The sequence below is a fragment of the Acetivibrio cellulolyticus CD2 genome, from assembly GCF_000179595.2.
Lineage (GTDB): Bacteria > Bacillota > Clostridia > Acetivibrionales > Acetivibrionaceae > Acetivibrio > Acetivibrio cellulolyticus.
Genome location: NZ_JH556653.1, coordinates 1,757,238 through 1,780,173 on the forward strand (window position 1 = coordinate 1,757,238; position 22,936 = coordinate 1,780,173).

26 protein-coding genes, 1 other RNA gene and 1 other annotated feature are annotated in these 22,936 nt (G+C 35.4%); of the genes, 12 read left to right on the forward strand and 15 right to left on the reverse strand.

Annotated elements, in window-relative coordinates; translation table 11 throughout:
- Positions 1–115: 115 nt before the first annotated feature.
- Positions 116–1,519, reverse strand: coding sequence for a cysteine--tRNA ligase (gene cysS, locus ACECE_RS0209770; protein WP_010681026.1), 1,404 nt, complete (start codon positions 1,517–1,519; stop codon positions 116–118).
- Complete coding sequence (gene epsC / locus ACECE_RS0209775) at positions 1,506–2,243, reverse strand: serine O-acetyltransferase EpsC (protein ID WP_010681027.1); 738 nt, start codon at positions 2,241–2,243, stop codon at positions 1,506–1,508. Before epsC ends, cysS begins: the two co-directional genes overlap by 14 nt.
- Before the next feature lie 182 nt (positions 2,244–2,425).
- Positions 2,426–2,649, reverse strand: a binding site (T-box leader).
- Positions 2,650–2,915: 266 nt separating this feature from the next.
- Between epsC and ACECE_RS0209780 the strand changes: the two genes are divergently transcribed.
- From ACECE_RS0209780 to ACECE_RS0209790, 3 genes are all read left to right on the forward strand, one after another.
- The gene (locus ACECE_RS0209780) at positions 2,916–3,809 is read left to right on the forward strand and encodes a 4Fe-4S binding protein (protein ID WP_010681028.1); all 894 of its coding nucleotides are present in this window, start codon (positions 2,916–2,918) and stop codon (positions 3,807–3,809) included.
- A gap of 31 nt (positions 3,810–3,840) precedes the next feature.
- Positions 3,841–4,059, forward strand: coding sequence for a hypothetical protein (locus ACECE_RS0209785; protein ID WP_010681029.1), 219 nt, complete (start codon positions 3,841–3,843; stop codon positions 4,057–4,059).
- A 130-nt stretch (positions 4,060–4,189) separates the two neighbouring features.
- Positions 4,190–4,555: a phage holin family protein gene (locus tag ACECE_RS0209790; RefSeq protein ID WP_010681030.1), complete on the forward strand. Its 366-nt coding sequence runs from the start codon at positions 4,190–4,192 to the stop codon at positions 4,553–4,555.
- Positions 4,556–4,609: 54 nt separating this feature from the next.
- On the opposite strand, the gene ssrS is transcribed toward ACECE_RS0209790, so the two are convergent.
- Both ssrS and ACECE_RS0209795 read right to left on the reverse strand, forming a co-directional pair.
- Positions 4,610–4,825, reverse strand: a non-coding RNA gene (ssrS, locus tag ACECE_RS30080) — 6S RNA.
- A gap of 237 nt (positions 4,826–5,062) precedes the next feature.
- Positions 5,063–5,947 (reverse strand): DNA-3-methyladenine glycosylase family protein, encoded by an 885-nt coding sequence (locus ACECE_RS0209795; RefSeq protein WP_010681031.1) that lies wholly within the window; start codon positions 5,945–5,947, stop codon positions 5,063–5,065.
- A 125-nt stretch (positions 5,948–6,072) separates the two neighbouring features.
- Here ACECE_RS0209795 and ACECE_RS0209800 point away from each other — a divergent pair, with 125 nt between their 5' ends.
- Positions 6,073–6,849 (forward strand): DUF6062 family protein, encoded by a 777-nt coding sequence (locus tag ACECE_RS0209800; RefSeq protein WP_010681032.1) that lies wholly within the window; start codon positions 6,073–6,075, stop codon positions 6,847–6,849.
- A 120-nt stretch (positions 6,850–6,969) separates the two neighbouring features.
- On the opposite strand, the gene ACECE_RS0209805 is transcribed toward ACECE_RS0209800, so the two are convergent.
- The 3 genes from ACECE_RS0209805 to ACECE_RS0209820 all read right to left on the reverse strand — a co-directional run bounded on the left by ACECE_RS0209805 (position 6,970) and on the right by ACECE_RS0209820 (position 10,441).
- Positions 6,970–7,809, reverse strand: coding sequence for an Asp23/Gls24 family envelope stress response protein (locus tag ACECE_RS0209805; RefSeq protein ID WP_010681033.1), 840 nt, complete (start codon positions 7,807–7,809; stop codon positions 6,970–6,972).
- Positions 7,810–8,490: 681 nt separating this feature from the next.
- Entirely contained in the window at positions 8,491–9,396 is a 906-nt protein-coding gene (gene ytxC / locus ACECE_RS0209810) for a putative sporulation protein YtxC (RefSeq protein WP_010681034.1), read from the reverse strand.
- 286 nt (positions 9,397–9,682) lie between these two features.
- A complete protein-coding gene (locus ACECE_RS0209820) occupies positions 9,683–10,441 on the reverse strand; it encodes a DUF6873 family GME fold protein (RefSeq protein WP_010681035.1) in 759 nt (252 codons plus the stop codon).
- Positions 10,442–10,993: 552 nt separating this feature from the next.
- Here ACECE_RS0209820 and ACECE_RS30470 point away from each other — a divergent pair.
- Positions 10,994–11,137 carry a hydroxymyristoyl-ACP dehydratase gene (locus ACECE_RS30470; protein ID WP_085946249.1) on the forward strand — a complete coding sequence of 48 codons (144 nt, stop codon included), beginning with the start codon at positions 10,994–10,996 and terminating at the stop codon, positions 11,135–11,137.
- Positions 11,138–11,217: 80 nt separating this feature from the next.
- Positions 11,218–12,402: a M20 metallopeptidase family protein gene (locus ACECE_RS0209830; RefSeq protein ID WP_010681036.1), complete on the forward strand. Its 1,185-nt coding sequence runs from the start codon at positions 11,218–11,220 to the stop codon at positions 12,400–12,402.
- Positions 12,403–12,426: 24 nt separating this feature from the next.
- Here the strand turns inward: ACECE_RS0209830 and ACECE_RS0209835 are convergent, their stop codons facing one another.
- Positions 12,427–12,651: a PC4/YdbC family ssDNA-binding protein gene (locus tag ACECE_RS0209835; protein ID WP_010681037.1), complete on the reverse strand. Its 225-nt coding sequence runs from the start codon at positions 12,649–12,651 to the stop codon at positions 12,427–12,429.
- A gap of 148 nt (positions 12,652–12,799) precedes the next feature.
- Here ACECE_RS0209835 and ACECE_RS0209840 point away from each other — a divergent pair, with 148 nt between their 5' ends.
- Both ACECE_RS0209840 and ACECE_RS0209845 read left to right on the forward strand, forming a co-directional pair.
- Positions 12,800–13,021, forward strand: coding sequence for a DUF378 domain-containing protein (locus ACECE_RS0209840; RefSeq protein ID WP_010681038.1), 222 nt, complete (start codon positions 12,800–12,802; stop codon positions 13,019–13,021).
- A 267-nt stretch (positions 13,022–13,288) separates the two neighbouring features.
- On the forward strand, positions 13,289–13,474 hold the full coding sequence (locus ACECE_RS0209845; protein WP_010681039.1) for an alpha/beta-type small acid-soluble spore protein: 186 nt from the start codon (positions 13,289–13,291) through the stop codon (positions 13,472–13,474).
- 112 nt (positions 13,475–13,586) lie between these two features.
- Here ACECE_RS0209845 and ACECE_RS0209850 read toward each other — a convergent pair whose 3' ends face one another.
- Positions 13,587–13,766 (reverse strand): hypothetical protein, encoded by a 180-nt coding sequence (locus tag ACECE_RS0209850; protein WP_010681040.1) that lies wholly within the window; start codon positions 13,764–13,766, stop codon positions 13,587–13,589.
- A gap of 177 nt (positions 13,767–13,943) precedes the next feature.
- Between ACECE_RS0209850 and ACECE_RS0209855 the strand changes: the two genes are divergently transcribed.
- Positions 13,944–14,156: a hypothetical protein gene (locus tag ACECE_RS0209855; protein WP_010681041.1), complete on the forward strand. Its 213-nt coding sequence runs from the start codon at positions 13,944–13,946 to the stop codon at positions 14,154–14,156.
- Between the two features lie 58 nt (positions 14,157–14,214).
- On the opposite strand, the gene ACECE_RS0209860 is transcribed toward ACECE_RS0209855, so the two are convergent.
- Positions 14,215–14,943, reverse strand: coding sequence for a YebC/PmpR family DNA-binding transcriptional regulator (locus tag ACECE_RS0209860; RefSeq protein WP_010681042.1), 729 nt, complete (start codon positions 14,941–14,943; stop codon positions 14,215–14,217).
- A 406-nt stretch (positions 14,944–15,349) separates the two neighbouring features.
- On the opposite strand from ACECE_RS0209860, the gene ACECE_RS0209865 reads away from it, so the two are divergent.
- Positions 15,350–16,438 carry a sensor histidine kinase gene (locus tag ACECE_RS0209865; protein WP_456049007.1) on the forward strand — a complete coding sequence of 363 codons (1,089 nt, stop codon included), beginning with the start codon at positions 15,350–15,352 and terminating at the stop codon, positions 16,436–16,438.
- Positions 16,439–16,450: 12 nt separating this feature from the next.
- On the opposite strand, the gene ACECE_RS0209870 is transcribed toward ACECE_RS0209865, so the two are convergent.
- The gene (locus tag ACECE_RS0209870; RefSeq protein ID WP_010681044.1) at positions 16,451–16,825 is read right to left on the reverse strand and encodes a CoA-binding protein; all 375 of its coding nucleotides are present in this window, start codon (positions 16,823–16,825) and stop codon (positions 16,451–16,453) included.
- A 56-nt stretch (positions 16,826–16,881) separates the two neighbouring features.
- Positions 16,882–17,532, reverse strand: coding sequence for a YigZ family protein (locus ACECE_RS0209875; protein WP_010681045.1), 651 nt, complete (start codon positions 17,530–17,532; stop codon positions 16,882–16,884).
- A 252-nt stretch (positions 17,533–17,784) separates the two neighbouring features.
- On the opposite strand from ACECE_RS0209875, the gene lepB reads away from it, so the two are divergent.
- Positions 17,785–18,354, forward strand: coding sequence for a signal peptidase I (gene lepB / locus ACECE_RS0209880; protein ID WP_010681046.1), 570 nt, complete (start codon positions 17,785–17,787; stop codon positions 18,352–18,354).
- A 79-nt stretch (positions 18,355–18,433) separates the two neighbouring features.
- Here lepB and ACECE_RS0209885 read toward each other — a convergent pair whose 3' ends face one another.
- The gene (locus ACECE_RS0209885; RefSeq protein ID WP_010681047.1) at positions 18,434–18,859 is read right to left on the reverse strand and encodes an NUDIX domain-containing protein; all 426 of its coding nucleotides are present in this window, start codon (positions 18,857–18,859) and stop codon (positions 18,434–18,436) included.
- Positions 18,860–18,985: 126 nt separating this feature from the next.
- Entirely contained in the window at positions 18,986–20,845 is a 1,860-nt protein-coding gene (hflX, locus tag ACECE_RS0209890) for a GTPase HflX (protein ID WP_010681048.1), read from the reverse strand.
- 62 nt (positions 20,846–20,907) lie between these two features.
- Between hflX and ACECE_RS0209895 the strand changes: the two genes are divergently transcribed.
- On the forward strand, positions 20,908–21,471 hold the full coding sequence (locus ACECE_RS0209895; protein ID WP_010681049.1) for a mismatch-specific DNA-glycosylase: 564 nt from the start codon (positions 20,908–20,910) through the stop codon (positions 21,469–21,471).
- Here the strand turns inward: ACECE_RS0209895 and ACECE_RS0209900 are convergent.
- Entirely contained in the window at positions 21,464–22,720 is a 1,257-nt protein-coding gene (locus tag ACECE_RS0209900) for a stalk domain-containing protein (RefSeq protein WP_010681050.1), read from the reverse strand. The genes ACECE_RS0209895 and ACECE_RS0209900 overlap by 8 nt on opposite strands.
- Positions 22,721–22,936 lie beyond the last annotated feature (216 nt).

Here is a 22,936-nt window from a genome sequence, read left to right on the forward strand (position 1 = left end):
TTATTGTACTCATAAACCAATATTTAATAACAAAATGAATACAGAATAGATCCTGCCGGAAAATTTATGCCCCCCGTCTTTAAATAAAGCACGAGGGGCATAAGGATAAAAATCATTAAACTCTTTTCCACTTAACTCCCTGCGGAGTGTCTTCAAGTACTATTCCCATATCTTTTAACTTATCCCTTATTTCATCGGAAAGCTTCCAGTTCTTTTCCTTTCTGGCCTGTTGTCTCTGGCTGATAAGAGCTTCAACCTCGCTGTCAAGATTGTTCTCCTTCTGCTTTTGGCCTATACCCAAAACTCCTCCCAGTTCTCTTATCAATGAATGGGAAAAATCAATTATTTCCTTGGAAGAGTTTGAGCTTGCAGTGATATTGGAGTTTACCTCTTTTACTATATCAAATATTGCTGCAATGGCATCTGCAGTGTTCAGGTCATCATCCATACCTTCAATAAACTTGCCCTTTATCTCCAAAAGTCTGCTTTGAAGCGACTTCTCTTCATCTGACATTTCTTTTGCCTGGGCATGTTCGCCAAGGTATACCAAATTATCAAGGCAGTTGTATATCCTCTCAAGGCCGTTTTGAGCTTGTTCCAGAAGATCCGCACTGAAGTTTATCGGACTTCTGTAGTGTGCAGACAGCATAAAAAACCTGATTACTTCATAATCAAACTTCTCAACAATATCCCTTACGGTAAAGAAGTTTCCGGCGGATTTTGACATCTTTTCATTATTTACATTTATAAATCCATTGTGCATCCAATACTTTGCAAAAGGTTTGCCGCTGGCAGCCTCACTCTGTGCAATCTCATTCTCGTGGTGAGGGAATATAAGATCCTGTCCGCCGCTATGAATGTCTATTGTCTCTCCAAGGTATTTATTAGCCATTGCTGAGCACTCTATATGCCAACCTGGCCTTCCTTTGCCCCATGGGCTATCCCATGCAGGTTCACCCGGTTTTTGTGCCTTCCATACTGCAAAATCCATGGGATTCTGCTTTCTTTCATCCACATTTACGCTTGAGCCAATTGCCAAATCTTCTAAGGAGTGATGAGAAAGCTTGCCGTACTCTTTAAACTTTCCAATACTGAAGTATACATCACCATTTACATTATATGCAAACCCATTTTCCTCAAGCTTCTTTATCAGATCAATAATAGCATCAATATTCTCAGTTGCCTTTGGATGAACTGTAGCCTCATCAATTCCGAGACCTTTGGCATCAATAAAGTATTCCTTTATAAACCTGTCTGCAAGATCCTTGACAGTAATTCCTTCCTCATTAGCCCTTTTTATCATCTTGTCGTCAATGTCAGTGAAGTTCTGTACAAATTTCACGTCATATCCTCTATACTCCAGATATCTTCTCACTGTATCAAATATAATAAACGGCCTTGCATTTCCAATATGGAAGTAGTTGTATACAGTAGGTCCGCAGGAATACATCCTGACTTCTTTTTCATTAATGGGTACAAATTCTTCTTTCTTTCTTGTCAAAGTGTTATAAATTTTCATCTCTATCGCCTTCCTTAACTTTTTTTTGGCATTCTCTCTCGAATATATCTCTAGGCATTTGCTTTATTGCATCATCAAGCTCTATGCCATGTTCTTTTGTAACAAGGTTTTCCAGGTTTTCAATCCTATAAAGTATCTTGCACAACTCCTGTGCAACCGGGTCCGGAATATGTACCTGATCGAGTTCAAAAGAAGCGCTGACTTTTTTATCTCCTCTTTTCACCGCTCTTCCTGGAACTCCAACTACTGTAGTGTTAGGTTCTACTTCGTTGAGCACTACTGCATTTGCACCTATTCTTGAATTATCTCCAACCTTGAATGGGCCAAGTATCTTTGCACCCGTACTTATCAAAACATTATTCCCCACTGTAGGATGCCTTTTGCCGGTATCCTTGCCTGTACCGCCAAGTGTAACATTGTGATATATAGTACAGTTATCACCTATTTCAGCAGTCTCTCCTATGACAACCCCCATACCGTGGTCTATAAAAAGGCCATTACCAATTACTGCACCGGGGTGAATTTCAACTCCTGTGAGAAACCTTGCAAACTGAGAAATCATACGGGCAATAAAAAACATTTCGTTTTTATAGAACCAATGTGACAAACGGTGGAAACAAATTGCGTGAAACCCAGGATACAGCAAAATTACTTCGAATGAGTTTTTTGCTGCCGGATCTCTTTGAGCTATTGATCTTGCATCTTCCAACATTTGCTTAAACATGTTCAACCCCCCCTAATTAGATAAGATTATGATTATATTTCCCCCCAAAGTCATATTTTAAAAGTCTACATTAAAGTATATGCATGTTTCACTAAGTAAAGTCTCAGTAAGGTTTAGGCTATTCTATTTTAAGACAATAAACCTGCAAATTACTCAACTAAAAAACCCCGCCTATAAAAATATATAGAGGCGAGGTTAAACGCGGTTCCACTCTAATTGGAAAAACCATCTTATGCTGCATAACGGAGCGTCTCCGTGAAGGTCTACCTTCGCATTTACACACGCTTTCAACCTTCCAATTCATGAGTGCACTTCATCAGTCCATTGCCCAGGAGCTGCTTTCAGCCGCTGACATCTCCTCTCTTTATGGGGTAGCCAAATTACTCTACTCAATCATCATCTTTTAAGATATTTATATCATTTTACCAAATGCAGATATCAAAGTAAATACAATAAGCAGTTATTTTTTAGACTTTCCAACCTCTTAAACAATCTACTGCTTTCATAGTTTGGAACCAACGAGGAATTGCCGAACTTTTGCCTTAATTTCGCGGATATTTAAAAATCGAAGTAAATTATAATAAAAATATATTCAGTGCTTAAGTTGAAATTGTGGACATAGTAATAAGTAATATTTTATAATTATAAGCAAAGATTGGAAGAGGTGAATAAATGTCAGATTATAAAAAAGTGATTATATTTCTATTAATAGTTTTTTCCATAGCAGTTCCCCTTAGATACGCTTTTGCAATAGAAGGAGATGTAAATATAATAAGCAAATTTTTAAGTATAAATTTCCTTGGTATGCTAATACTGCTAATAGCAGCGTTATTGCTTCAGAGAACTTCCAAAAGAAAATTTGCACGATATGCCTTATTAGGAATAAGTATTGCTTTGCTTGGCTTTTATACATCCGGTTGTATTTGTCCTATTGGAGCATTTCAAAATTTGCCTCTGATATTTACAAATATTGACAACAGCGAATTTATATATTATTTGGTATTTACTCTGCTACCTGTTTCCCTTGCAATCTTAGCAGGCAGGATATTCTGTGGTAATGTATGCCCGATAGGAGCAGTATCGGAAGTCATGTTTAAGATAGGAACAAAATTAAAGCTCAATAAAGGCGGATCCGGGCTTGTAAAACTTAAATACTCCAGATATTTTAAATATGGGTTTATGGCTTTCCTTATAGTTTTAACTGCAATGACCGGAATGGCATTATTTTGCTGGCTAGACCCATTTGCTACACTATTTGCCTTATCTGGTTCGTCTGTGTCCATAGGAATTCTAGTATGTGTTTTATTTACTTCACTGTTTATATCCAGAGCATGGTGCCGTGTAATTTGCCCTTATGGTGCACTTTTGGGAATTGTATCAGCATTGAGCAGCCGTTTAAAACTAAGAAGTGCCACTGCACATATTGACAAAAAACTTTGTACCAATTGCGGGTTATGCCAAAAGAGTTGTCCTGTAGATGCTATTGAAAATGGAGTTATTAGACAAAGTGAATGTATTAATTGCGGTGAATGCAGAAGCAAGTGTAAACGTGGTTCTCTTAAATAAACAAATAATGGGTTAAGAAAGGATAGATATTATGAGTAAGCATGCAAAGAAAATTGTATTTGCCATTTTATTCGGTACTTTATTGGCAATATCTGCAGCTCAGTTTGTTCTGGCTAATTTTACAGATGATGACAAATCTAAAGTAAACGCTGGGGACAGGCCAGCAATTACCAGAACTAACGATAACAATAATAACAATTTTGGAGGCTGCTCAGGCAACTGTGCCGCCTGCGGTAGATGCATCCGATAAAAAAACATCTTCTTTTTGCCAAATTGACATAATGAGCTGATAATGATTGAATAAAAAACTAATAATTATAAATAATATTAATGATTAGGATTTTTTTACGATGTAAACGTTAACGAAAGGATGTGATATAATGGCTAATCATTATAATGCAAGGGCTGAAGGATTTAATATAACACACTTTATAATAAGACTTGTGGTAGGTACAATTGTACTTGGAATCACAGCTGCACTGACCCCTGGCTTTACAATCTCAGGAATATGGTCACTCCTGTTTGCTTCAGTAGTTCTTGCTGCTCTCGATTATTTGGCATTAAAATTACTTGGTGTAAATGCAACGCCATTTGGCAGAGGAATTTCCGGTTTTATTCTCGCAGCAGTAATAATATATGCAACCAAGTTTTTCATCGCTGGATATAGTGTTACTATAATGGGTGCAGTAATCGGAGCATTGATCTATGGAATAATTGACGCAATAATACCTGGAAGAGCAATGTAATTTACACATAAATTTTAAGGCTCCGGATAATCCGAAGCCTTAAAATTTATATATTTAATACCCAAAATGCCGTTTCCCCTATATTTCGACACCTAGCCCATGCTAGGTGGGTGTTCTGCTGATAACCTCTGCCTTCCCCTGCCGTTGCAAATACCTTTAGGTATATGTCGGAATTAGGTTGGGGCCTGACATCTTGATTTCAAACTCCGAACTCCCTTACGTCTAATGTAGGTTCAAAATTATAGGCTATTTCGAACATTCTAGGCTAATCTTAACTCGAGCTAACTTACAAACTTATTATATCATCACCCAAGCTATTAAAACAAACAAAGCAATATACATTTATAGTCGTTAAACATAGGATATTTTTATTAACCTTTGTTATTCTCAAAAAATCTAAAATTCTTTCTATCTTATAATTTTAAGTGCTTTAAATTAAAGCTTTCCAGGCTTTTTGCCTGATATACCCATGGCAATATTGCCCAAATGCCACCTATACCAATCTACTTAAGTTCCTATCTTATTTTCTCTCGCAAAATAGAAAAGATACTGTTGTGCAAAACCTGCTAAGTCTCCAAAGTAACTGCCGGCAAACTTCTGTATTTCCTTAAACCCTGCATCTCTTTTAAAATACAGTTCCTCCATTACTCTTTTAACCCACACATCAGTTGGGAATACATCAAACTTTGTGCCGCTATAGAGCAAAACACAATCAGCAACTTTAGGTCCTACACCCGGAAACCTCATTAATTCTTCTCTTGCCATGTCTGTATCCATTTGAGATATATTGCCCAAACTGATATCTCCTTCGCTAATCATAAGGGAAGAATTCAGAATATATTTACATCTAAATCCGCCCTTGCATACCTCAAGATCTTCAATGGAGGATTGTGTAAGCTTATCTACTTCCGGGAAAGAATAATAACTTTTCCCGTCCATTTCCAACTCCACTCCATACACCTTTGATATCGCCCCAACTGTCTTCATTATCCTTGGAATTCTGTTATTTGCTGAAATAATGAATGATATCAAAGCTTCCCAGATATCCTGTTTTAAAAGCCTTATTCCCCAACCAAAAGCTGCAGCTTCCTTCATTGTATTATCCTTCATTATTGCTTCCTTTATTTTTCCATAATCCCGTCCCAGATCAAAGTAATCAAACCAAATATTCTTAAAATCATCCAGATCAGTATTCTTAAGTATAAGTACACCGTCATCGACACTCACATTCAGGACTTTGCCTCTTGCAACTCCCGTATAGCTTCCATCATCCTGCCTGATCCACCTGAAGCACTGGCCGCATTCAAATGTATGAACCGGATCAAAATCCTTAATATTCCGAACAATTATTCTATTGCCTTCCTGACTTATTTTATATCCCCTGTAATCCATATGACCACCAATCTTTATTTTTTCTATTGTATTCGTTATATATAATACCCTATTTTTCTGCTATAATTTAAATAAGTTTTTAATAACAGGCAATTTTTTTTAAAAAATTTGAAAGGATATATCTTATGAAGGAAAAGATTTATACAATACCGGTCACCGATGCTTTCAAAACAGAATGCGAATGTCCCATATGTGTACTGGAAAAGAAGCTTGAAGATGAAAATATTGAATATGTATTGGGCCCCTTCCTTATGGAACCGGATGGAAGAATGATAACCAACGAAAAAGGCTTCTGCAAAAACCACTTTGAATTGCTTTACAATACACAGGCAAACCGTCTGGGTTTGGGTCTCATTGTGGATACTCATATGTGTGAACAAAATTCCAAACTAAAAAAAATGTACACCGATAAAGCTGATCAGTTAAAAAAAGATTCTGAAGTATCAATGATAAAAAATCTTTCCAATAAGGTGTCTTCCAAACAGACAGAAACGGAAAAGCTTGTAGATGATCTGATAAACAAGCTTTCTGAGCTTGAAAGCTCTTGTACCATATGCAGCAGATTGGAGCAGACAATGGACAGGTATATAGATGTAATATTCTACCTGTTCTTTAAGGAAGAAGAATTCAAATCCATGTTCAACAATCAGAAGGGTTTTTGTTTGAAACATCTGAAGCAGTTACTCGTAAGTACCAAAAAGTATCTTAGTCCAAAAGACACTGCTATTTTTGTGAACAGCCTTTTGTCCATGCAAATTCAGAATATGGAAAGGATACAACAGGAAGTTAACTGGTTTACAAAGAAATTTGATTACCGTTACAATGATGAGCCCTGGGGAAATTCAAAGGATGCACTTATAAGAAGCATTCAAAAGTTTGTCGGATACTGCAGCCTGAAATAATTGCAGCCGACCAGTGTTTTATAAAATGCCAAGTTGCAGTAAAATACTAAAAACCCCCCTCAATCGAGGGGGGAATATAAATTTTCTTTCTATTGTTACTTTTAATAATACAGCTTATAGCTATAACGCATTTGCTATCTTCTTATAATCCACTACAAGACTCTTTGCTGTAATATCCAACCTCTGTATGTTCAGAGCCGTTAGCCTTTCAACTTCCTCAGCCACTTTAGACTGTACTTCTTTAAGTAACGGCCTTATCAAACATCCGTAGACTAAAACCAGATCCATCTCAATATATATGCCATCTGTATGATTTTCTGCTCTGAAACGTGAAATTTTGTTTACACCCTCGATATTGGATGTAACATGCTCTACAATCTGATATATAGTATAGTCAGAAATAGTGTAGTTCCCCATATAACTGAAAGTAGGCCTTACAACTGATTTCTCTCCTATGAGTTGGAAACTTCCCTTTCCTTTTCTTCTGAAAACCTGCAAAGGATCTAGAAAATACCCTGAGAAGTCTTTTTTTATCTCGAAGGTTGGAACAGGTATAACATGTTTGCCCTGTTCTCTTCTTGTTGAAAGCGCTTGTTTTATTTCAAACTCAGTCGCTACATCCTGTATATATATCCTTTCAGTAATCTCAGGCAATTCCAAACGTTTTGCAATCGCTTCAACCATGCCGTCTGACGTCCCAAGAATAAGCACCGATGCTGGATTATAGGTTTTAAAAGCGCGAATCATCTCATTAGCATGCATGTCATCTGTAAACAAAGCCCTCTTTATTGAGGCAATCTTCGTTTTCTCTTTTTTGGCCGAAGTCCCTGCAATTATCTGTGCACCCCTTATCAAAATACCATCATCTATTATGCACTCTATATCTCTTTCGCGTGCAACCCACACAGATCTATGGCTTTTACCCGTACCACTTGGTCCAATAAAACCTACAACTCTCAAGGATATACCTCCAGTAATTCCAAATATATTTCTATATATTATATATATTTGCAAACCTCATATAACATTAACAAATAATTGTACTACGGTGCCTTGACCTAACAATGCTTAAACTGAATTCTAACATAAAAACAAAGAATTCATCAAATATATATTTACACCGTAAACCTTTCTATTATCAAGCTAGAATAAGCTAGAGTTCCTTAAAAAGGGAAAAAGAGAGTTAAACTCTCTTTTATATTTCCCTGGATATTCATCTTTAGTTTTTTTTATGGTCTTCATTAGCTTTTTCACTTTTTATCTTCCGTAGAAGAATAAAAAATAACAACAAAAAATATATAAATTCTGAAGGATTGAGCAATATTTAATTTCTCTAGCTATATTATGTGTCATTTGATTTAATATTATACATCATATTGTATTACACGATATATTTTATCATTTGATATTATATTGTCAATATATATTAAGAAAAATCATGTAGGAAATTAGTACTATTTGTTTCAAAAAGTAATATTTTGAAAGATAATGAGAGTCCTCACACACTTCATGACATATATCTCTAGAAGGTCGTCAATAAAAGTAGGATTACCGCTTTTCAAATAGCAGTAATCCTACTTTTAAAAGGTTTAAACCTATGTTAAGCTTTAGAAATGTTGAAAATATAACTTCAGCAATTCCTTAATTTTTATTCTCACTTCTAGCTACTCTTACCAGGCAAAGTTCGCATTCAGGGCATATTATAGCCTTACCCCAAAAGACATTCTTTATTGTCTCTAGTAGCTCCTTGTTTCTAAAGTTCTTAGCACTATGGATGACTACTTTCTTTGGTGCCATGGTTATAAGGGAGCTAACCAGCAGATCATCATAATTGATTTCACCTTCAGGTATATCATTCATAAATTCCTGAACGCATTCATTTGTTATTTCCCTCTTGTTTTCGTCAAGAAGGATATATTTGCTATCGTAGCCTATTAAAACATGGATTACATTGAATTTAGGCTCCTGTATATCAACAAAGTACCTTAAGAGATGTATAAATTCCTTGTACTCCCTCTCTGTAAGGAAGTCATCTACAGCTTTGTCAACAATCTCTTCCAGGTCTTTCATGTAATCTTTCAACCTAAAGTTCACAAAACCGTCCAGTATTACTTTATCTGAACTCTCAAAATAATCGACCAGCTTTCTAATGATTATATTTCTTCTTCTGATCTGATATAAACTGTTTAAAAAGTTTTTATCATCATTTTTAATAATCATAAGAGCTAATCTCAATATTTCTTTCTTTTCTATGGAATTAAAATAGCAGTAATTGCTATTGATTATTCTGAGAATAAGTTTTTCTTCATATTCTTCAATTATATAGTCTGCCAGACCATTTGATATACCAAATATCAATTCGCCATATTCGGGTGTGGCCTTTTCTTCCTGGTTAAGTGTGCATATTACAGAAGTCGAGCCATCTAAATCAACATTATCATTTACAGAATAATTTATGTTCAATTTATTCAGCTTTTCCAATTCATTTGTTATATAGCCTTTTACACTTTCTGCACAGTTATTAACCCCAATACAAAGACACTGCATCAACTTCACATCCCTTCAAACGTAGTATATGTCTTAGTAATTTGTTGTATGCAGTAAGCTATATATGCAATTATTACCATTTGCAAGTTGTTTTCAAAAATTCTAAACATATAAACCTTATGTTCTATATTTTTAAATTTTCTTAGTACATTATATGCAAATAAATATAGTAAGTTACAAGTGCATATCATCTTCAACAGCTATAAATAATTAATTTCCACCTCCGTATAAGCTACTCAACCCCAAATTTTACAAATAATTTTATTATTCTTTGGCCGCCTGGATTTTAAATTTGATGAACCTGAATAGGAATCAGAGATCCGATATCAGTAACCTGCTGATTTGATAAAGAAATGATTTCAATTCCCTTGCTGCTTAAGAAACTGTTTATTTCACCGAAAGATGTCAGTTCCTCAAAATTACCCGTTACAGCCCACTTACTCCTGTCTATCAAACCTGAACTACCACCGATGAAACCATTATCAAGCCCCGGAAGCAAAATATTTTTCTCTTCAATAACCAGAACATCAAAACCTTTTCTCTCAGCGATCTTTGCAATCCCTCTGTCCATAGTTATAAGAGAATTTGAATCTACAACAGAAATTGCACACTTTGCGTATCCCTGGTTTACATGTATCAACTCAATATCCATTTTAAACAGCCAATCCCTTAAAACCTTATCGGTATATCTTGTATTATGAAATGCATGTCCCCCAATTCTTGCCACATTGTAAGAAATATTGCCGGGGTACTTAGATACCAATTCTGTCTCCCCCTTTATCATATCAAAACCGTGCCCTTCAAGCTCTCTAATTGTATCTTCACAAGTGCCGGGTGCATAAATTATGGCTCTCCCACCCAAATGATGGAAAAACATATCCGGATGATATGCTACGGACGCATACAAAGATGCATGCGCTTTAGTTTTAATTATTTGAATTTCATTATCTGCAAGTCCCTTTTCAAGACTGGTGCTTATTCTGCCATCAACAATAGCCAGTGTAACTTTATTTTCAGGTATATTAGGAATACTTATATAGTTCATTATCTGCTCCAGTAACAAGTTATTTTTACATATTTACTTTACTTTTCATTCCAAAAATATATTTATATTGTAATAATAAATTATTCTGATTGTACATAAGATAAATATTATCACATTTTCTATTATGAATTCATATTATACATTAGATAAACGACATTTTTAGTGAACTTATACAGTAAATTTTACTAAAAATCATTAATTATTATTTATGCAGTTACATAAATATAGTATGGACAGTTTGTGTTTATAAAAGCTTATTAAAAAAAACAGGGTTTTACAAGTTTTTCATCCATTTAGAATATGCATATCAACCTAATAATGTGCTATTTAGTCAGCTACTAGCTGTAGGTTACCCGGGTAACCGGCAGTTATTCAAATAAAACCGCACCTTTTCTAAAGGTGCGGCTTTTGCATGTATGGCATCATTTTGAAAACTGCCCAATCTTTCTATATTAAAAAAAATTTGCTACATAAATATTTAAATCAATTACGGGTACAATATAATATGGAACGTTATCGATATTATTGAAACTTTCTATTAGGAGTGATATTATGACAACTATCAACTGCTCATCCAATTGCATACACCAAAAGGATGGTAAGTGTTCTCTGGATAATGTCACAATGAATTCTGCACTAATTACTACCGACTGTGTATTTTATGAAGAAAAAACTAAAAAAAAGAACCAGGAATAGGAATTGCTCCTTTCTAAATTATAATTGAAATGCTATAATGGCCTTAAGCGATTTTCTATTAAAAGATTAAGGTGATAATCATGCTTACCAAAGAAATAAAAAAGATTTCATCAGATATATTAAATGAAATAGTATTAATTAGGAGAACAATTCATCAATATCCGGAATTAGGTTTTGAAGAATTCAAAACCTCATCGCTTATATCCGCGTACTTGGAAGGCCTTGGCTTAAAGGTATCGAAAGGTTTTGCTGGCACTGGAGTCACAGGGCTTTTAGAGGGAAGATCCCCCGGAATGACTATTGCAATAAGGGCCGACATGGATGCATTGCCAATTCTGGAAGAAAACGATATTCAATATGCCTCCTCCAACCAAGGAATTATGCATGCTTGCGGTCATGATGTACATACTGCTATTGCGCTTGGCACCGCACATATCCTTAGTAAATTCAGGGATCATATAAAAGGCAATGTAAAATTCATATTTCAGCCTGCGGAAGAGGGTCTTGGCGGAGCTAAAGTGATGATAGACGAAGGCGTTCTTACAAATCCAAAAGTAGATGCCATAATTGCACTGCACGTATCACCCGGCATAAAATCCGGACAAATCTCCATAAGCCCAGGCCCAGTAATGGCATCACCTAGTGAATTTGAAATCGAAATAATCGGCAAGGGCGGTCATGCAGCCGAGCCACAAAAAACCATTGATCCGATTGTTTTAGGTACAAATATAATAAACCTTTTTCAAACTATTGTGTCAAGAAATATAAATCCCCTAAAAAGTACCGTATTATCTGTAACAAGCTTTCAGGCGGGCAAAGCTTTTAACATTATTCCATCAAGAGCAATTATCAAAGGTACTGTCAGAACATTCGACCCTTTATTAGATAAGGAGATTTCCAGAAGAATGCTTGCAATCGTTTCCTCGGTGACAGGCGGAGTTGGAGCAGAGTATTCTTTTGACTATAAACTGGGTTACCCTCCTGTTATAAACAGCAAAAAAGTGGTGGATATGGTTGTTGATGCTTCCTCAAAAGTTATAAATAGCGAAAATATCATATTAAACGAGCAAGCTTCCATGCTAGCTGAAGATTTTTCATACTACTTAAATAGCACACCTGGTGCCTTGTTCAATTTAGGCAGTACAAGCCCATCCTCCGACCACTTTGAAAACCTTCACAGCTGCAAATTTAATGTTGATGAAAGCTGCATTGCAACAGGTATGGAAATATTCTCGCAAACCGTTATAGATTATCTAGGAAAGTAAAGTTCAATACGCAGTCTGTACTTTTTACTCAATACTGCTTATTAATTCCTTTAATTGATCCAAGCTATCATAAGGCACAGTTACTCCCTTTTGGCTTGGTTTAAACTCATCACTTTCGCCATCGGACCAAAAAACCCTTATATCTATATATTTCTTACCCTTTTTTTCAACTTTTTTAATTTGTATTTCCTCACGATTATTCTTTTCAATTTTTCCAACTAATTCTTCATTGTCCCAAAAGCCAGCCATAACAATCCCTCCAATTATTTTTGAATTTTAGACTCGGAATAATCTTACCAAAATTGTTCTCAATAGTAAATAGCACATATTTTTCTATACATTATTAAAGAATTCTGTGAAATACTACACATATAAAAAAAAGAAAGGAAGTTGAATTATGAGTAGAACGCCTTTGGATAGACTTGCTCTGGTACTAGTAGTTATCGGAGCATTAAACTGGTTGCTGGTTGGACTTTTTCAATACGACCTTGTAGCAGGTTTATTTGGTGGAACAGGAACATTTTTATCAAGAACGATTTATTCAATAGTAGGTCTTGCAGGTTTGTATAGTATAAGCTTACTCTTTAGAGAAGCACCTACTGTAAGAGACAAGGTATAAGTTAGTTAAGGTAAGGTAGAAGGGAGTGTCGCACTAATTGCTCAACTGCTTGTGCGATAACTCCCTTCTTGTTATTTCAAATATACTTTTCGATAATAGAGTTACTGCAATAGTAATAAGGGCAAAATCCTTTTAAAAAAGCTTTCAGCATGGAAAAGCAGACTTCATTTGACATCATTTTCACCTTATAAATTAATGATTAATGCACATTATATTAGTACACTATCAAATTGATAGTGATTAAAAAAATTTAAGGAGGCTATAAATATGGCTAACAATAACAGCAAAACCAAATTTGATAAAATGAAATATGAAGTAGCTTCTGAAGTTGGCGTTAACTTAAAACAGGGATACAATGGTGACCTTGCAGCAAGAGATGCAGGTAAGATCGGCGGAAACATCGTTAAAAAGGTTTTCGAGGCTTATACAGGAAACAACTATACTAACAAGTAATTGCAAATAAAGAAAAAAGGGTTGTTTGATTTTTGAACAACCCTTTTTCCTATGTGCGCGCAATATGTAATACGCAAAAATAATATAAGTTAAAACTCTTGCAAAAACATTTTTAAAAAGTACTTGCTAATCCTTCGATCTCCTGATCATCAGATACAAGGACGATTTTGATATTTAAATCTTCGTCTGCATCAATAGATATACTTTGAGTTCTAACTCCCAGCTTCTCTATATTCTTGTTTATCTCACTCCTAATTCTAGTTTCAAGAATATCATAAACCGTATTATCCATCAAACCACTCCTTTTTGTTGCAGTAAATTTACTATACCAAACTTTTTTGAAATTGTTAATAGATGTGGGAAATTATTAGCAGCCATTAAATGGGGTTAGCATGAATAAATCTATCAATATCAAGAAAATCTAATAGCATATGTACTTACAAAAAACTTTTGAAAGGTAGATTGAGATATGAGTAATAAACAACCTGTAAATGTAGGATTAAAAGATAAAGTTACAAACAAATTGGTTGCAGTATTTCCACACAGCATTGAAGGAAGTCAAGAAGAAATAGAGAAAAAAGTATTCGACTGGTACTATGCTCAAGGGTGTTCAAATGAAAATGAACTTCCAAAACTTTTCGTAGACGTCATAACAGAGGATGAGCTAAAGAACTTTCACTAAGGAATAGCTGAAATTATATTTTCAGCATTCCTAAAGTTCTTTAGCTTCCTTTTACAACTTACTCTTCATCCCAATTGTGGTAAACGTTCTGCACGTCATCCAAGTCTTCCAGATGCTCAATAAGCCTGTCCATAAACTCAATTTGTTTTGGGTCTGTAAGCTTGGTCATTGTCTGAGGTACCATTTCTACATCAGCTTCAACAAAATCGTAGCCCTTCTTTTCTAGGGCTTCTCTAACAGCTGAGAATTCATCCGGAGAAGTAGTAATCTCATAAACATCCTCGTCTGCAGTAAAATCTTCTGCACCAACCTCGAGAGCTTCCATCATAAGGTCGTCCTCTTTAATTTTGCCGTCTTTCTCAATAAGGATTACTCCTTTTTTGTCGAACATAAACGACACGCAACCGGTTGTCCCCAAATTGCCGCCAAATTTGTCAAAGAAATGCCTTACATCCCCAGCCGTCCTGTTTCTGTTATCGGTCATCGCTTCAACTATAACTGCCACACCTCCAGGTCCATAACCTTCATATACTATTTCCTCATAACTCGCGCTATCTACGTCACCGGCAGCTTTTTTTATACATCTGATAATATTATCATTAGGCATATTTGCAGCCTTTGCTTTCGCAATAACATCCTTCAGCTTTGAATTAGACTCAGGCTCAGGTCCTCCCTGTCTCACAACAATGGTAATTTCCCTGCCAAGCTTGGTAAATATTTTACCTTTCTGAGAATCGGTCTTTTCCTTTTTACGTTTTATATTGGCCCACTTTGAATGCCCTGACATAAAACACCTCCATAAAAACTTATAATTGGATAACAACTTTTAAGATAAATTATACCTCACTTTGGTTATATGATGCCAGATACGCACCCCCAAAATTTATCTAATGTTACTTTTGGTTATCTTTAAAACATATCCCTATAAAATTATAATATTAAAAACGCAATTTATAAAGTTTTTTTAAAATATATATTGCAATTTCAATTACTTTTTTAAAAAATGTATTTACAGATATGGAATTTTTATATAAAATATGTATGGTATTTTATGTATTTGTACCATTATTATGCTATTCTTTATGTACATTAATCGTTTTGTAAAATAATAACACTATAAGGATTGATGTTAATTGGCCATAAAACAAGCTTCAAATGTAATCATAAGAATTATTAATATTTTGATAATTGCATTGCTCTTAATTTTAAATTTGAGCTCCTTTATTGCATATAAAGAAGTTGGCATAGGTCTTTCCCCAAGTATTTTCCTCATACAGTTTAAGTATAATGTAGTTTTAGAAGGGGTTCTGCTTGGTGTACTTTTCTTAACAAATATAATAATGCTAAAAAATCAGTCTTCAAACACCAAAAAAGATGAAAAGCAAGAAGGTGAAGAATTAAACAAATACCAGAAGGAAATTGATGTTCAATATAAAGTATTAGAAAAAATTGCTTCACTTTACGATACTACCGTTAAATGCACCAATGAAAAATCTGAGTTCTTTTACAATATGTCCCACGAATTGAAAACTCCTTTAACTGTTATATTAGGTGCAATTCAGCTTATCGAGCAAAAAAACTCCGTTATAGAAGTTGACAGAAGAAAATCCAGTAAACACATAACAACTATAAAACAAAACTGTTATAGGCTCCTGCGATTAATTAACAATATGCTGGATTTAAGCCGCATTGAATCCGGTTACATAAAATCCAATATGATTAACTGCAATATTGTTTACCTTGTTGAAGAAATCTCACTGTCAGTTATACCGTATGCTGAACAAAAATCACTGACTATTGAATTTGATACTACGTCAGAGGAAATAATTTCTGCAGTCGACATTGATAAAATTGAAAGGATTATACTAAACCTCTTATCAAATGCTATTAAGTTTACAAATCCAGGAGGCAAAATTTCAATAACTGTATCAGCCAAAAATGATAAAGTGCATATTAGCGTAAAGGATACAGGTATCGGAATACCAAAAGATATGCTCCATAATGTATTTGAGCGTTACCAGCAGGTTGACAGCTCTTTGACAAAAGGAATTGAAGGAAGTGGTTTGGGGCTTTCTATAGTAAAGTCTTTTGTTGAGCTTCATGATGGAAATATAAAAGTAAAGAGCGAGCCGAACGTTGGCAGTGAATTCCACATTGATCTACCGATAAAACATATTGAATCATCTGACAGCAACCATTCAACTACTGGGCATGATAATCAGATGAGGATAATAGAGGCTATAAATATTGAGTTTTCGGAAATCTATCATATAGCCTCTTAATTAAGCTATTCCTTACCTTAGGGCTACAAGTACACATGCCTGTACGGCGTTTAGCCCCTTTTCATCAATTAAATCCATTATGCTATTATTATAAGTTCCCGGTTGAAACCATATATTACTTACTCCAACTTTTGCTGCTTCTTCAATTACTTCAATTCCCCTTTTTGGTGATACAACCATGTCAATTACTTCAGGAACCTCCGGTAATGAAGATAAATCCTTATAGCACTTATCTCCTTCAATCTCCTCATAATTCGGATTAACAGGATACACCGTATATCCATGAGATTTAAGCTTTTTATAAATCATATTCCCATACTTTTCCGGATTGTCATTAACTCCTATTACAGCCCATACTTTCTTTTCAAGCATTTCCTCTTCCATCATTTTATCCGCTCTCCTTCCTGCAGGACAGAAGTATTAATTTCGATATTTCATCATTCCTATAGAATTAGCTTTCCTTGCAAATCCAAAGTTATGTATGTATCGTCGCCTGGTTCAATAATTGCTCTGGCATTTGTCGCTTCAATCATAATATTAATAAATTTGTCGACTTCATCCACAAATACAAAAACGATTAATTCTACATCCTGTTCATATACAATATCTTTTATTGTATAGCCTTCAGAGATAAGTAAACTTTGTATCTTTCCGAATAAAGTATATTCAACAATAACGCTCATTTCCCTGCAAAGTTTTTTAACAACAACTCCTGCAGCTTCTACACCTAAAGCAGCACTTTTTCCATATGCACGAATAAGTCCTGCAGCACCGAGCAAAGTCCCTCCAAAATATCTGGTAACTACAACTGCAAGGTTCTGGACCTCCATCCGCTTTATTACTTCAAGCATTGGAAGACCTGCTGTACCCGAAGGTTCTCCAGCATCGCTAAACCTCTGTATAATATTGTTACCACCAATTGAATAGGCGTAAACATTGTGCGTAGCATCCCAGTATTTAGACTTTAAACCGTTTATAAACGACAACGCCTCTTCCTCATTTGATACAGGCTTTACAGAAGCTATAAACCTGGACTTCTTTTCTTCTATTTCACAAACTGCAGAATTAAAAACTGTTTTGTATTCCTTATCCAAATTAACCACCTTTAGTAATGAAGAAAATAACTTAAGCTACAATTTTTGCCCCTACTTATTTGATTTCAAAAAGCCACGCAAAAATTTGTAAGTTCTGTTTCATTCGTTAATATTTGTATTCTATAATTATAACCCATAAAGCTGATCACTACCAATAAAATATAAAAACTTATAATTAACAAAAAGTTCATAGAATTTAGTGCATAATGGTGTATAATATTAGTAGAGATTTTATTTCAGGAGGGATTATTTATGCAGCGTGTTGTCAAAGAACTTGCAAGTTGGGCAGCGTATATTGTTTCAGCCGTCTTAATCGGTTTAGCTATAAATACATTTGTTTTTCAGCCCACTCAAATCATCGGATGTTCTATGGAGTCTACATTTTATGAGAATGATAAAATTATGGTGAACAAACTTATACACACTTTTGGTTCTGTTCCGGAATATGGGGATGTTGTCATTATTGACAGCCGTGTTAATAGATCAAGAACACTTACAGATGACTTAACAGACAGTCTTAAATACAATGCAATTACAAGTATGATTACAAAAGAAAAACAAGATATTTTGTGGATTAAAAGAGTTATCGGCAAAGCTGGTGACACATTGGAATATATTGATGGCAAATTATATAGAAATGGAAAAGTCATTGAAGAACCATATATAAAAGAGCCAATGAACTATTTCGGTGACAAAAAGGTTGTCGTTCCTGAAGGAAATGTATTTGTTATGGGGGACAACAGAAATTCCAGCTGCGATAGCAGAATTATAGGCTGTGTTCCTCTTGATCACATTATAGGAAAGTATGCTTTTAAATTCTAAATTATTTTATTGTTATTATTCATAAATAAAGGACCATAAGCGCCAGACTACTGGACTCATGGTCCTTTTATTTTTATAACTATATTGTTCCTTCTCTAAACTTTGTAAATGACAAATTCACCAATGACTTATCCTGACTGTACTTCATCATGTTCATTGCTTCATCGATATTAACAAATACACTATCTTGATTGCCCTTTTCTTCAATAACTTTATCATTTTGGGATTTCATAATATACCAGGTAATTTTATTTAGGAATGGTGTTTGACGTGAAGTAGAAAAGCATTCATAACTTGTTTGACCTACTGTTGAAACTATTTCAGCTTGGACTCCGGACTCTCGGGTTATCTTTTCAAGGGCAACTTCATTTGGCAATTCTCCATTATGCAATACTTCTCGTGGAAGCACCCAGTCATCCCCGTTTTTGAGAAGGAGAACCTTATCTCCAGAGAACACAACGCCACCTGTAAAGCTCTTTACCAACATAGCAAAAACCCCTTTCATATTAAATTTACCTTCATTAGGAGAAATGATAAGGAATACATTAGTTCATATTCCCTATATAATATTATAATACTATACTGGTAAATTTTATTCAATTGTATTGGAAATATATTAAAAAATTATTTTTCAAACCTTGAATTTCTTTAAAGAATCCACCTTTGATTTCAACATTGAAACCTTTAAAAAGGTGCCTGATTCCTCATGACTCTGACTGATTATTTTTCCATTTTTATAAATATAAGATATTGCCCAACCTTCATGATACGGTATTAACAATTCAAGTTCCTCTTCATCCTGCCCAAGTACGTCGGTAATAGCCTTTAGCAAGTCCTCAAAGCCTTCTTTTGTAACTGCCGAAATTTCTATAACCTTACCCATAGGATTAAGTATCGGAGCTCTTTTTCTCTCCTCAAGCATGTCGACTTTGTTTAGAGCCATTACAATAGGTTTGCTTGAAGCGCCCAAAGCGTTCAAAATATTGTCTACCACCTCAATCTGCTCCTGAGCCTCATAACTCGTAACATCAACAACATGAATCAATACGTCTGCGTATACTGCCTCTTCCAATGTGGATTTAAAGGACTCTATCAGTTCATGCGGCAGTTTTCTTATAAATCCAACGGTATCAATAAGAAGGGCTTCTCTTCCGTTTGGAAGTTTAAGGTTTCTAGCTGTAGGGTCCAAAGTTGCAAAAAGCTTGTCCTCTGCAAGCACATCCGATTTGCAGAGAGTATTCATTAGAGTTGACTTGCCCGCATTTGTATAGCCAACTAAAGCCACAACCGGCAAAGAATCCCTATCTCTGCTTTTACGCATAAACCCTCTACGCTTTTCAACTTCAGAGAGTTCTGATTCAAGATAGCTTATCCTTCTCCTTATGTGCCGCCTGTCAACCTCCAGCTTCTTCTCTCCCGGTCCCCTTGTCCCAATACCTCCACCCAATCTCGATAGTTGATTTCCAAGACCTATAAGCCTCGATACCCTGTACTTTAACTGCGCAAGCTCTACCTGGAGCTTTCCCTCTTTTGACCTCGCCCGCTGGGCAAAAATATCTAAAATCAGCGTTGTTCTATCAATAACTTTTATTCCTACGAGCTCTTCAATATTCCTCAATTGAGCTCCTGAAAGCTCATCATCAAAAACAATCAGATCAATATCTAAAGCCTGCCTGATAAGACACAGCTCTTCCAATTTACCCCTGCCTATATAATAAGCAGAATCTATTCCCTGCCTTCTTTGAAGTATTTTCTTTACTACCTTTGCACCAGCTGTCCAAACAAGCTCTTCCAGTTCATCCAAGGATCTTTCGCCAATACTTTTGCCATTTACAATATTACCGGTTGAAGTCTCCAAAGCAACAAGAATAGCTCTTTCAGCATCTGCCTTATTAGCGTATAATGTATCACCAGCCGTTCTGTCAAGCTCTTCTATAAGATTCCAAAGCTCTACAAAACGATTATCATGCGCTTTAAAAGGACCATAGACCTGTGATTTGTTAAATTCGCCTCCATCAGATTTTTGGGGTATAGCGACAAAAATCTCTGTAATCTTTCCATCCATAACCCCAACTGCTACCATAGCATCAAGCCTCAATTTGAGCATGGAATTTATATCAACAAGTGAAACCATTCCGGCACCGTTTGGATGAGTATGGATGCATCTGACGCCCGAAAGCCTTGATTTATCCCTTCTGCCTTCTACTTCAGGAAGTGCTACAGTACTACTATCCCCAACGCTTAAATCTACTATATTGCCCTTCCTGTCAATAAATACAGAAATTTCACGGTTAATTCTGCCGCTAATGTCGGAGATGGCATCTGTCAATTCCGGGGGAACAAAATCATTTTTGTCTATCTGCATTTGGCAAACTGCTTCCAATTCTTCAATTACAGACTTTTTTAGAGAATCAAGATTTCCATTTACGCTAATTATTCTCACCTCTTGTATTCCAAGTATTGTATGTACATAATAAGTATTATCAAACATTTTCCGAAATTCTGCAATAACATTTTGAAAAAGGAAATTATTTTTAATTTAGAGGTGATAAAATGATTAATCAGAATAATGAAGGCTTTCTACCGGACATAATTTCAGACAATCTAAGTATACTTTTTGTAGGCTACAATCCTGGTACACTGTCAGCAGCAACAGGACATCACTATGCAAATAAGAGCAACCGTTTCTGGAAACTCCTCTATGAATCCGGGTTGACTCCATATAAACTTGACCCGGATGAGGATAGCAGGCTTTTAGAATTTGGCTACGGTTCTACCAATATTGTATCTAGAACCACTAAATCTGCAAAAGACATTACAACTACTGAATTCAAAGAAGGCTCCATAATTTTAAAAGAATTAATATATCGAATAAAACCTAAAATAGTATGTTTTGTTGGAATAGGCGTTTACAAGGCTTTTGCCTCATATATTATGAAAATTCCTGAAAGCACGCTCAAAGTGCAATCAGGAATTCAAGAAAAAAGTCTTATCGATGGAATTATAGATTTCGTATGTTCAAATCCCAGCGGGTTAAACACCATACCCTACAGTGAACAGCTGGAGTGTTTAAAAAAACTAAATCAGATCAAAAACGATATTATTAACCTTACTTAACCTGTCTTAACTCAATAACCTGCTTTAAGGAATTCCACATTTCATCGGATGCCAGCCCTATTGTCCACAGGGATATTCCTTTTAGTCCGTATCTTTTTGCTATTCCCACCTTGGATTTTATGCTCTCTTCATTTTCGCTTGCAGCTGAAATGGCAAGATAGAGCTTTTCTGCGGGGACTTCTTTTTTAGCTTCCTCTACCGCTTCTATTACAAGATTTATAGGCTCCGGCTTCACACCGTAATCATGTGCCATAATTATTATCTTGTCAGCCAGCTGACCCAATGTTTTATAGTCATAACCCTTATAAGAACTGTTTGGCGCATGCAATGTCAGGGTAAGACTCAAACCTTCTTTTTTAAGCCTCTCCGATAGGAGCTTTACAAGGTAATTGAAATTACTCTTTACCCTTTCCAGATCCTGCCCCGTCTGGCTTAGCCCCAGGCCTTCGAAATCAAGGTTTACTCCGTTATAACTGGATGCCTCAGCAGCAATATTATACACAGCATTTGAAACCGATTCGGTATTCTCTATCAACTTTGTAAGGGAATTATCACCATCCCCCATATAAATACACATTTCTGTCTTAAGATTATATGCTTTTGCAGCCTCCAGCGCCTTTTCCCATCCATCCGGCTTCTTCCATCCCATTTTATTGTCTTGAATAAGATTTCCTTTCTCGTCCATTCCATACCAGCCAACAGCCAGTTCACTTACAAGGTCCGTATTTCCAATACCTGTTTGAGGATAAGACTTTCCAAAAAGATTCGCCCAATTATTACTTAAAGCATAAAAACCAATGACCTCCATAGCTTTTTTCGGTGAAGTTATAAGCACACTACTTGTTTTTGCATCCCATAGAACTTCACATCCAAAAGCTTCACTAAAAAATCTTATAGGAATAAGCGTCCTTCCGTTTATTATCGTAGGTGGAACATCAAGGCTAATTGCTTCTTTATTTTTATAAGCTGTTTTGTTTCCAATTTGAAGGCTTATTGATGTATCGGCATCCGAAGCCTTTACCGTTTTAGTTAAACCATCCCAGCCTACTTCTACATTTAAGGCCTCTGCAATAGCACGAAAGGGAATCAAAACACGTCCGTTAAGATTTACAGGTAACACGTCAAATTCGACAGCCACCCCATCTATAAAGACACAAATTTCCTTTTGCGTATCCTTTGCAAATACAGGAACATTTAAAAATACTAGTGCAAAAATTATTGCCAGACTTAAACTTAATAATCTCTTCATCTCTCTCCCCCATTATTATAATTAATTTCAAACAGTCATTATGCTCATACTAAACCCATATAAGACTACTATTCGATTTCTTCAACATAACTTATTCGCTTTTTTCTCTGCTTATCCTCCTTTTGGAAGATTAAATTTGTGTTCTAATAATATCCAAAGTAAGCTTTATAAAATCATAAAAAAACACCCTCTCTTTACAGTATAGTAAAGTGAGCA

Bases quoted from the DNA above. Each gene is read 5' to 3' on its own strand.
- ACECE_RS0209895 (WP_010681049.1), top strand. From the start codon at position 20,908: ATGATTAATCAGAATAATGAAGGCTTTCTACCGGACATAATTTCAGAC.
- hflX (WP_010681048.1), bottom strand. From the start codon at position 20,845: ATGTTTGATAATACTTATTATGTACATACAATACTTGGAATACAAGAG.
- ACECE_RS0209835 (WP_010681037.1), bottom strand. From the start codon at position 12,651: ATGGCTGGCTTTTGGGACAATGAAGAATTAGTTGGAAAAATTGAAAAG.
- ACECE_RS0209855 (WP_010681041.1), top strand. From the start codon at position 13,944: ATGAGTAATAAACAACCTGTAAATGTAGGATTAAAAGATAAAGTTACA.
- ACECE_RS0209860 (WP_010681042.1), bottom strand. From the start codon at position 14,943: ATGTCAGGGCATTCAAAGTGGGCCAATATAAAACGTAAAAAGGAAAAG.
- ytxC (WP_010681034.1), bottom strand. From the start codon at position 9,396: ATGCAGTGTCTTTGTATTGGGGTTAATAACTGTGCAGAAAGTGTAAAA.
- ACECE_RS0209870 (WP_010681044.1), bottom strand. From the start codon at position 16,825: ATGATGGAAGAGGAAATGCTTGAAAAGAAAGTATGGGCTGTAATAGGA.
- ACECE_RS0209830 (WP_010681036.1), top strand. From the start codon at position 11,218: ATGCTTACCAAAGAAATAAAAAAGATTTCATCAGATATATTAAATGAA.
- cysS (WP_010681026.1), bottom strand. From the start codon at position 1,519: ATGAAAATTTATAACACTTTGACAAGAAAGAAAGAAGAATTTGTACCC.
- ACECE_RS0209845 (WP_010681039.1), top strand. From the start codon at position 13,289: ATGGCTAACAATAACAGCAAAACCAAATTTGATAAAATGAAATATGAA.
- ACECE_RS0209795 (WP_010681031.1), bottom strand. From the start codon at position 5,947: ATGGATTACAGGGGATATAAAATAAGTCAGGAAGGCAATAGAATAATT.
- ACECE_RS0209780 (WP_010681028.1), top strand. From the start codon at position 2,916: ATGTCAGATTATAAAAAAGTGATTATATTTCTATTAATAGTTTTTTCC.
- ACECE_RS0209885 (WP_010681047.1), bottom strand. From the start codon at position 18,859: ATGAAAGGGGTTTTTGCTATGTTGGTAAAGAGCTTTACAGGTGGCGTT.
- ACECE_RS0209840 (WP_010681038.1), top strand. From the start codon at position 12,800: ATGAGTAGAACGCCTTTGGATAGACTTGCTCTGGTACTAGTAGTTATC.
- ACECE_RS0209850 (WP_010681040.1), bottom strand. From the start codon at position 13,766: ATGGATAATACGGTTTATGATATTCTTGAAACTAGAATTAGGAGTGAG.
- ACECE_RS0209900 (WP_010681050.1), bottom strand. From the start codon at position 22,720: ATGAAGAGATTATTAAGTTTAAGTCTGGCAATAATTTTTGCACTAGTA.
- ACECE_RS0209790 (WP_010681030.1), top strand. From the start codon at position 4,190: ATGGCTAATCATTATAATGCAAGGGCTGAAGGATTTAATATAACACAC.
- ACECE_RS0209820 (WP_010681035.1), bottom strand. From the start codon at position 10,441: ATGAACTATATAAGTATTCCTAATATACCTGAAAATAAAGTTACACTG.
- ACECE_RS30470 (WP_085946249.1), top strand. From the start codon at position 10,994: ATGACAACTATCAACTGCTCATCCAATTGCATACACCAAAAGGATGGT.
- ACECE_RS0209800 (WP_010681032.1), top strand. From the start codon at position 6,073: ATGAAGGAAAAGATTTATACAATACCGGTCACCGATGCTTTCAAAACA.
- ACECE_RS0209785 (WP_010681029.1), top strand. From the start codon at position 3,841: ATGAGTAAGCATGCAAAGAAAATTGTATTTGCCATTTTATTCGGTACT.
- epsC (WP_010681027.1), bottom strand. From the start codon at position 2,243: ATGTTTAAGCAAATGTTGGAAGATGCAAGATCAATAGCTCAAAGAGAT.
- lepB (WP_010681046.1), top strand. From the start codon at position 17,785: ATGCAGCGTGTTGTCAAAGAACTTGCAAGTTGGGCAGCGTATATTGTT.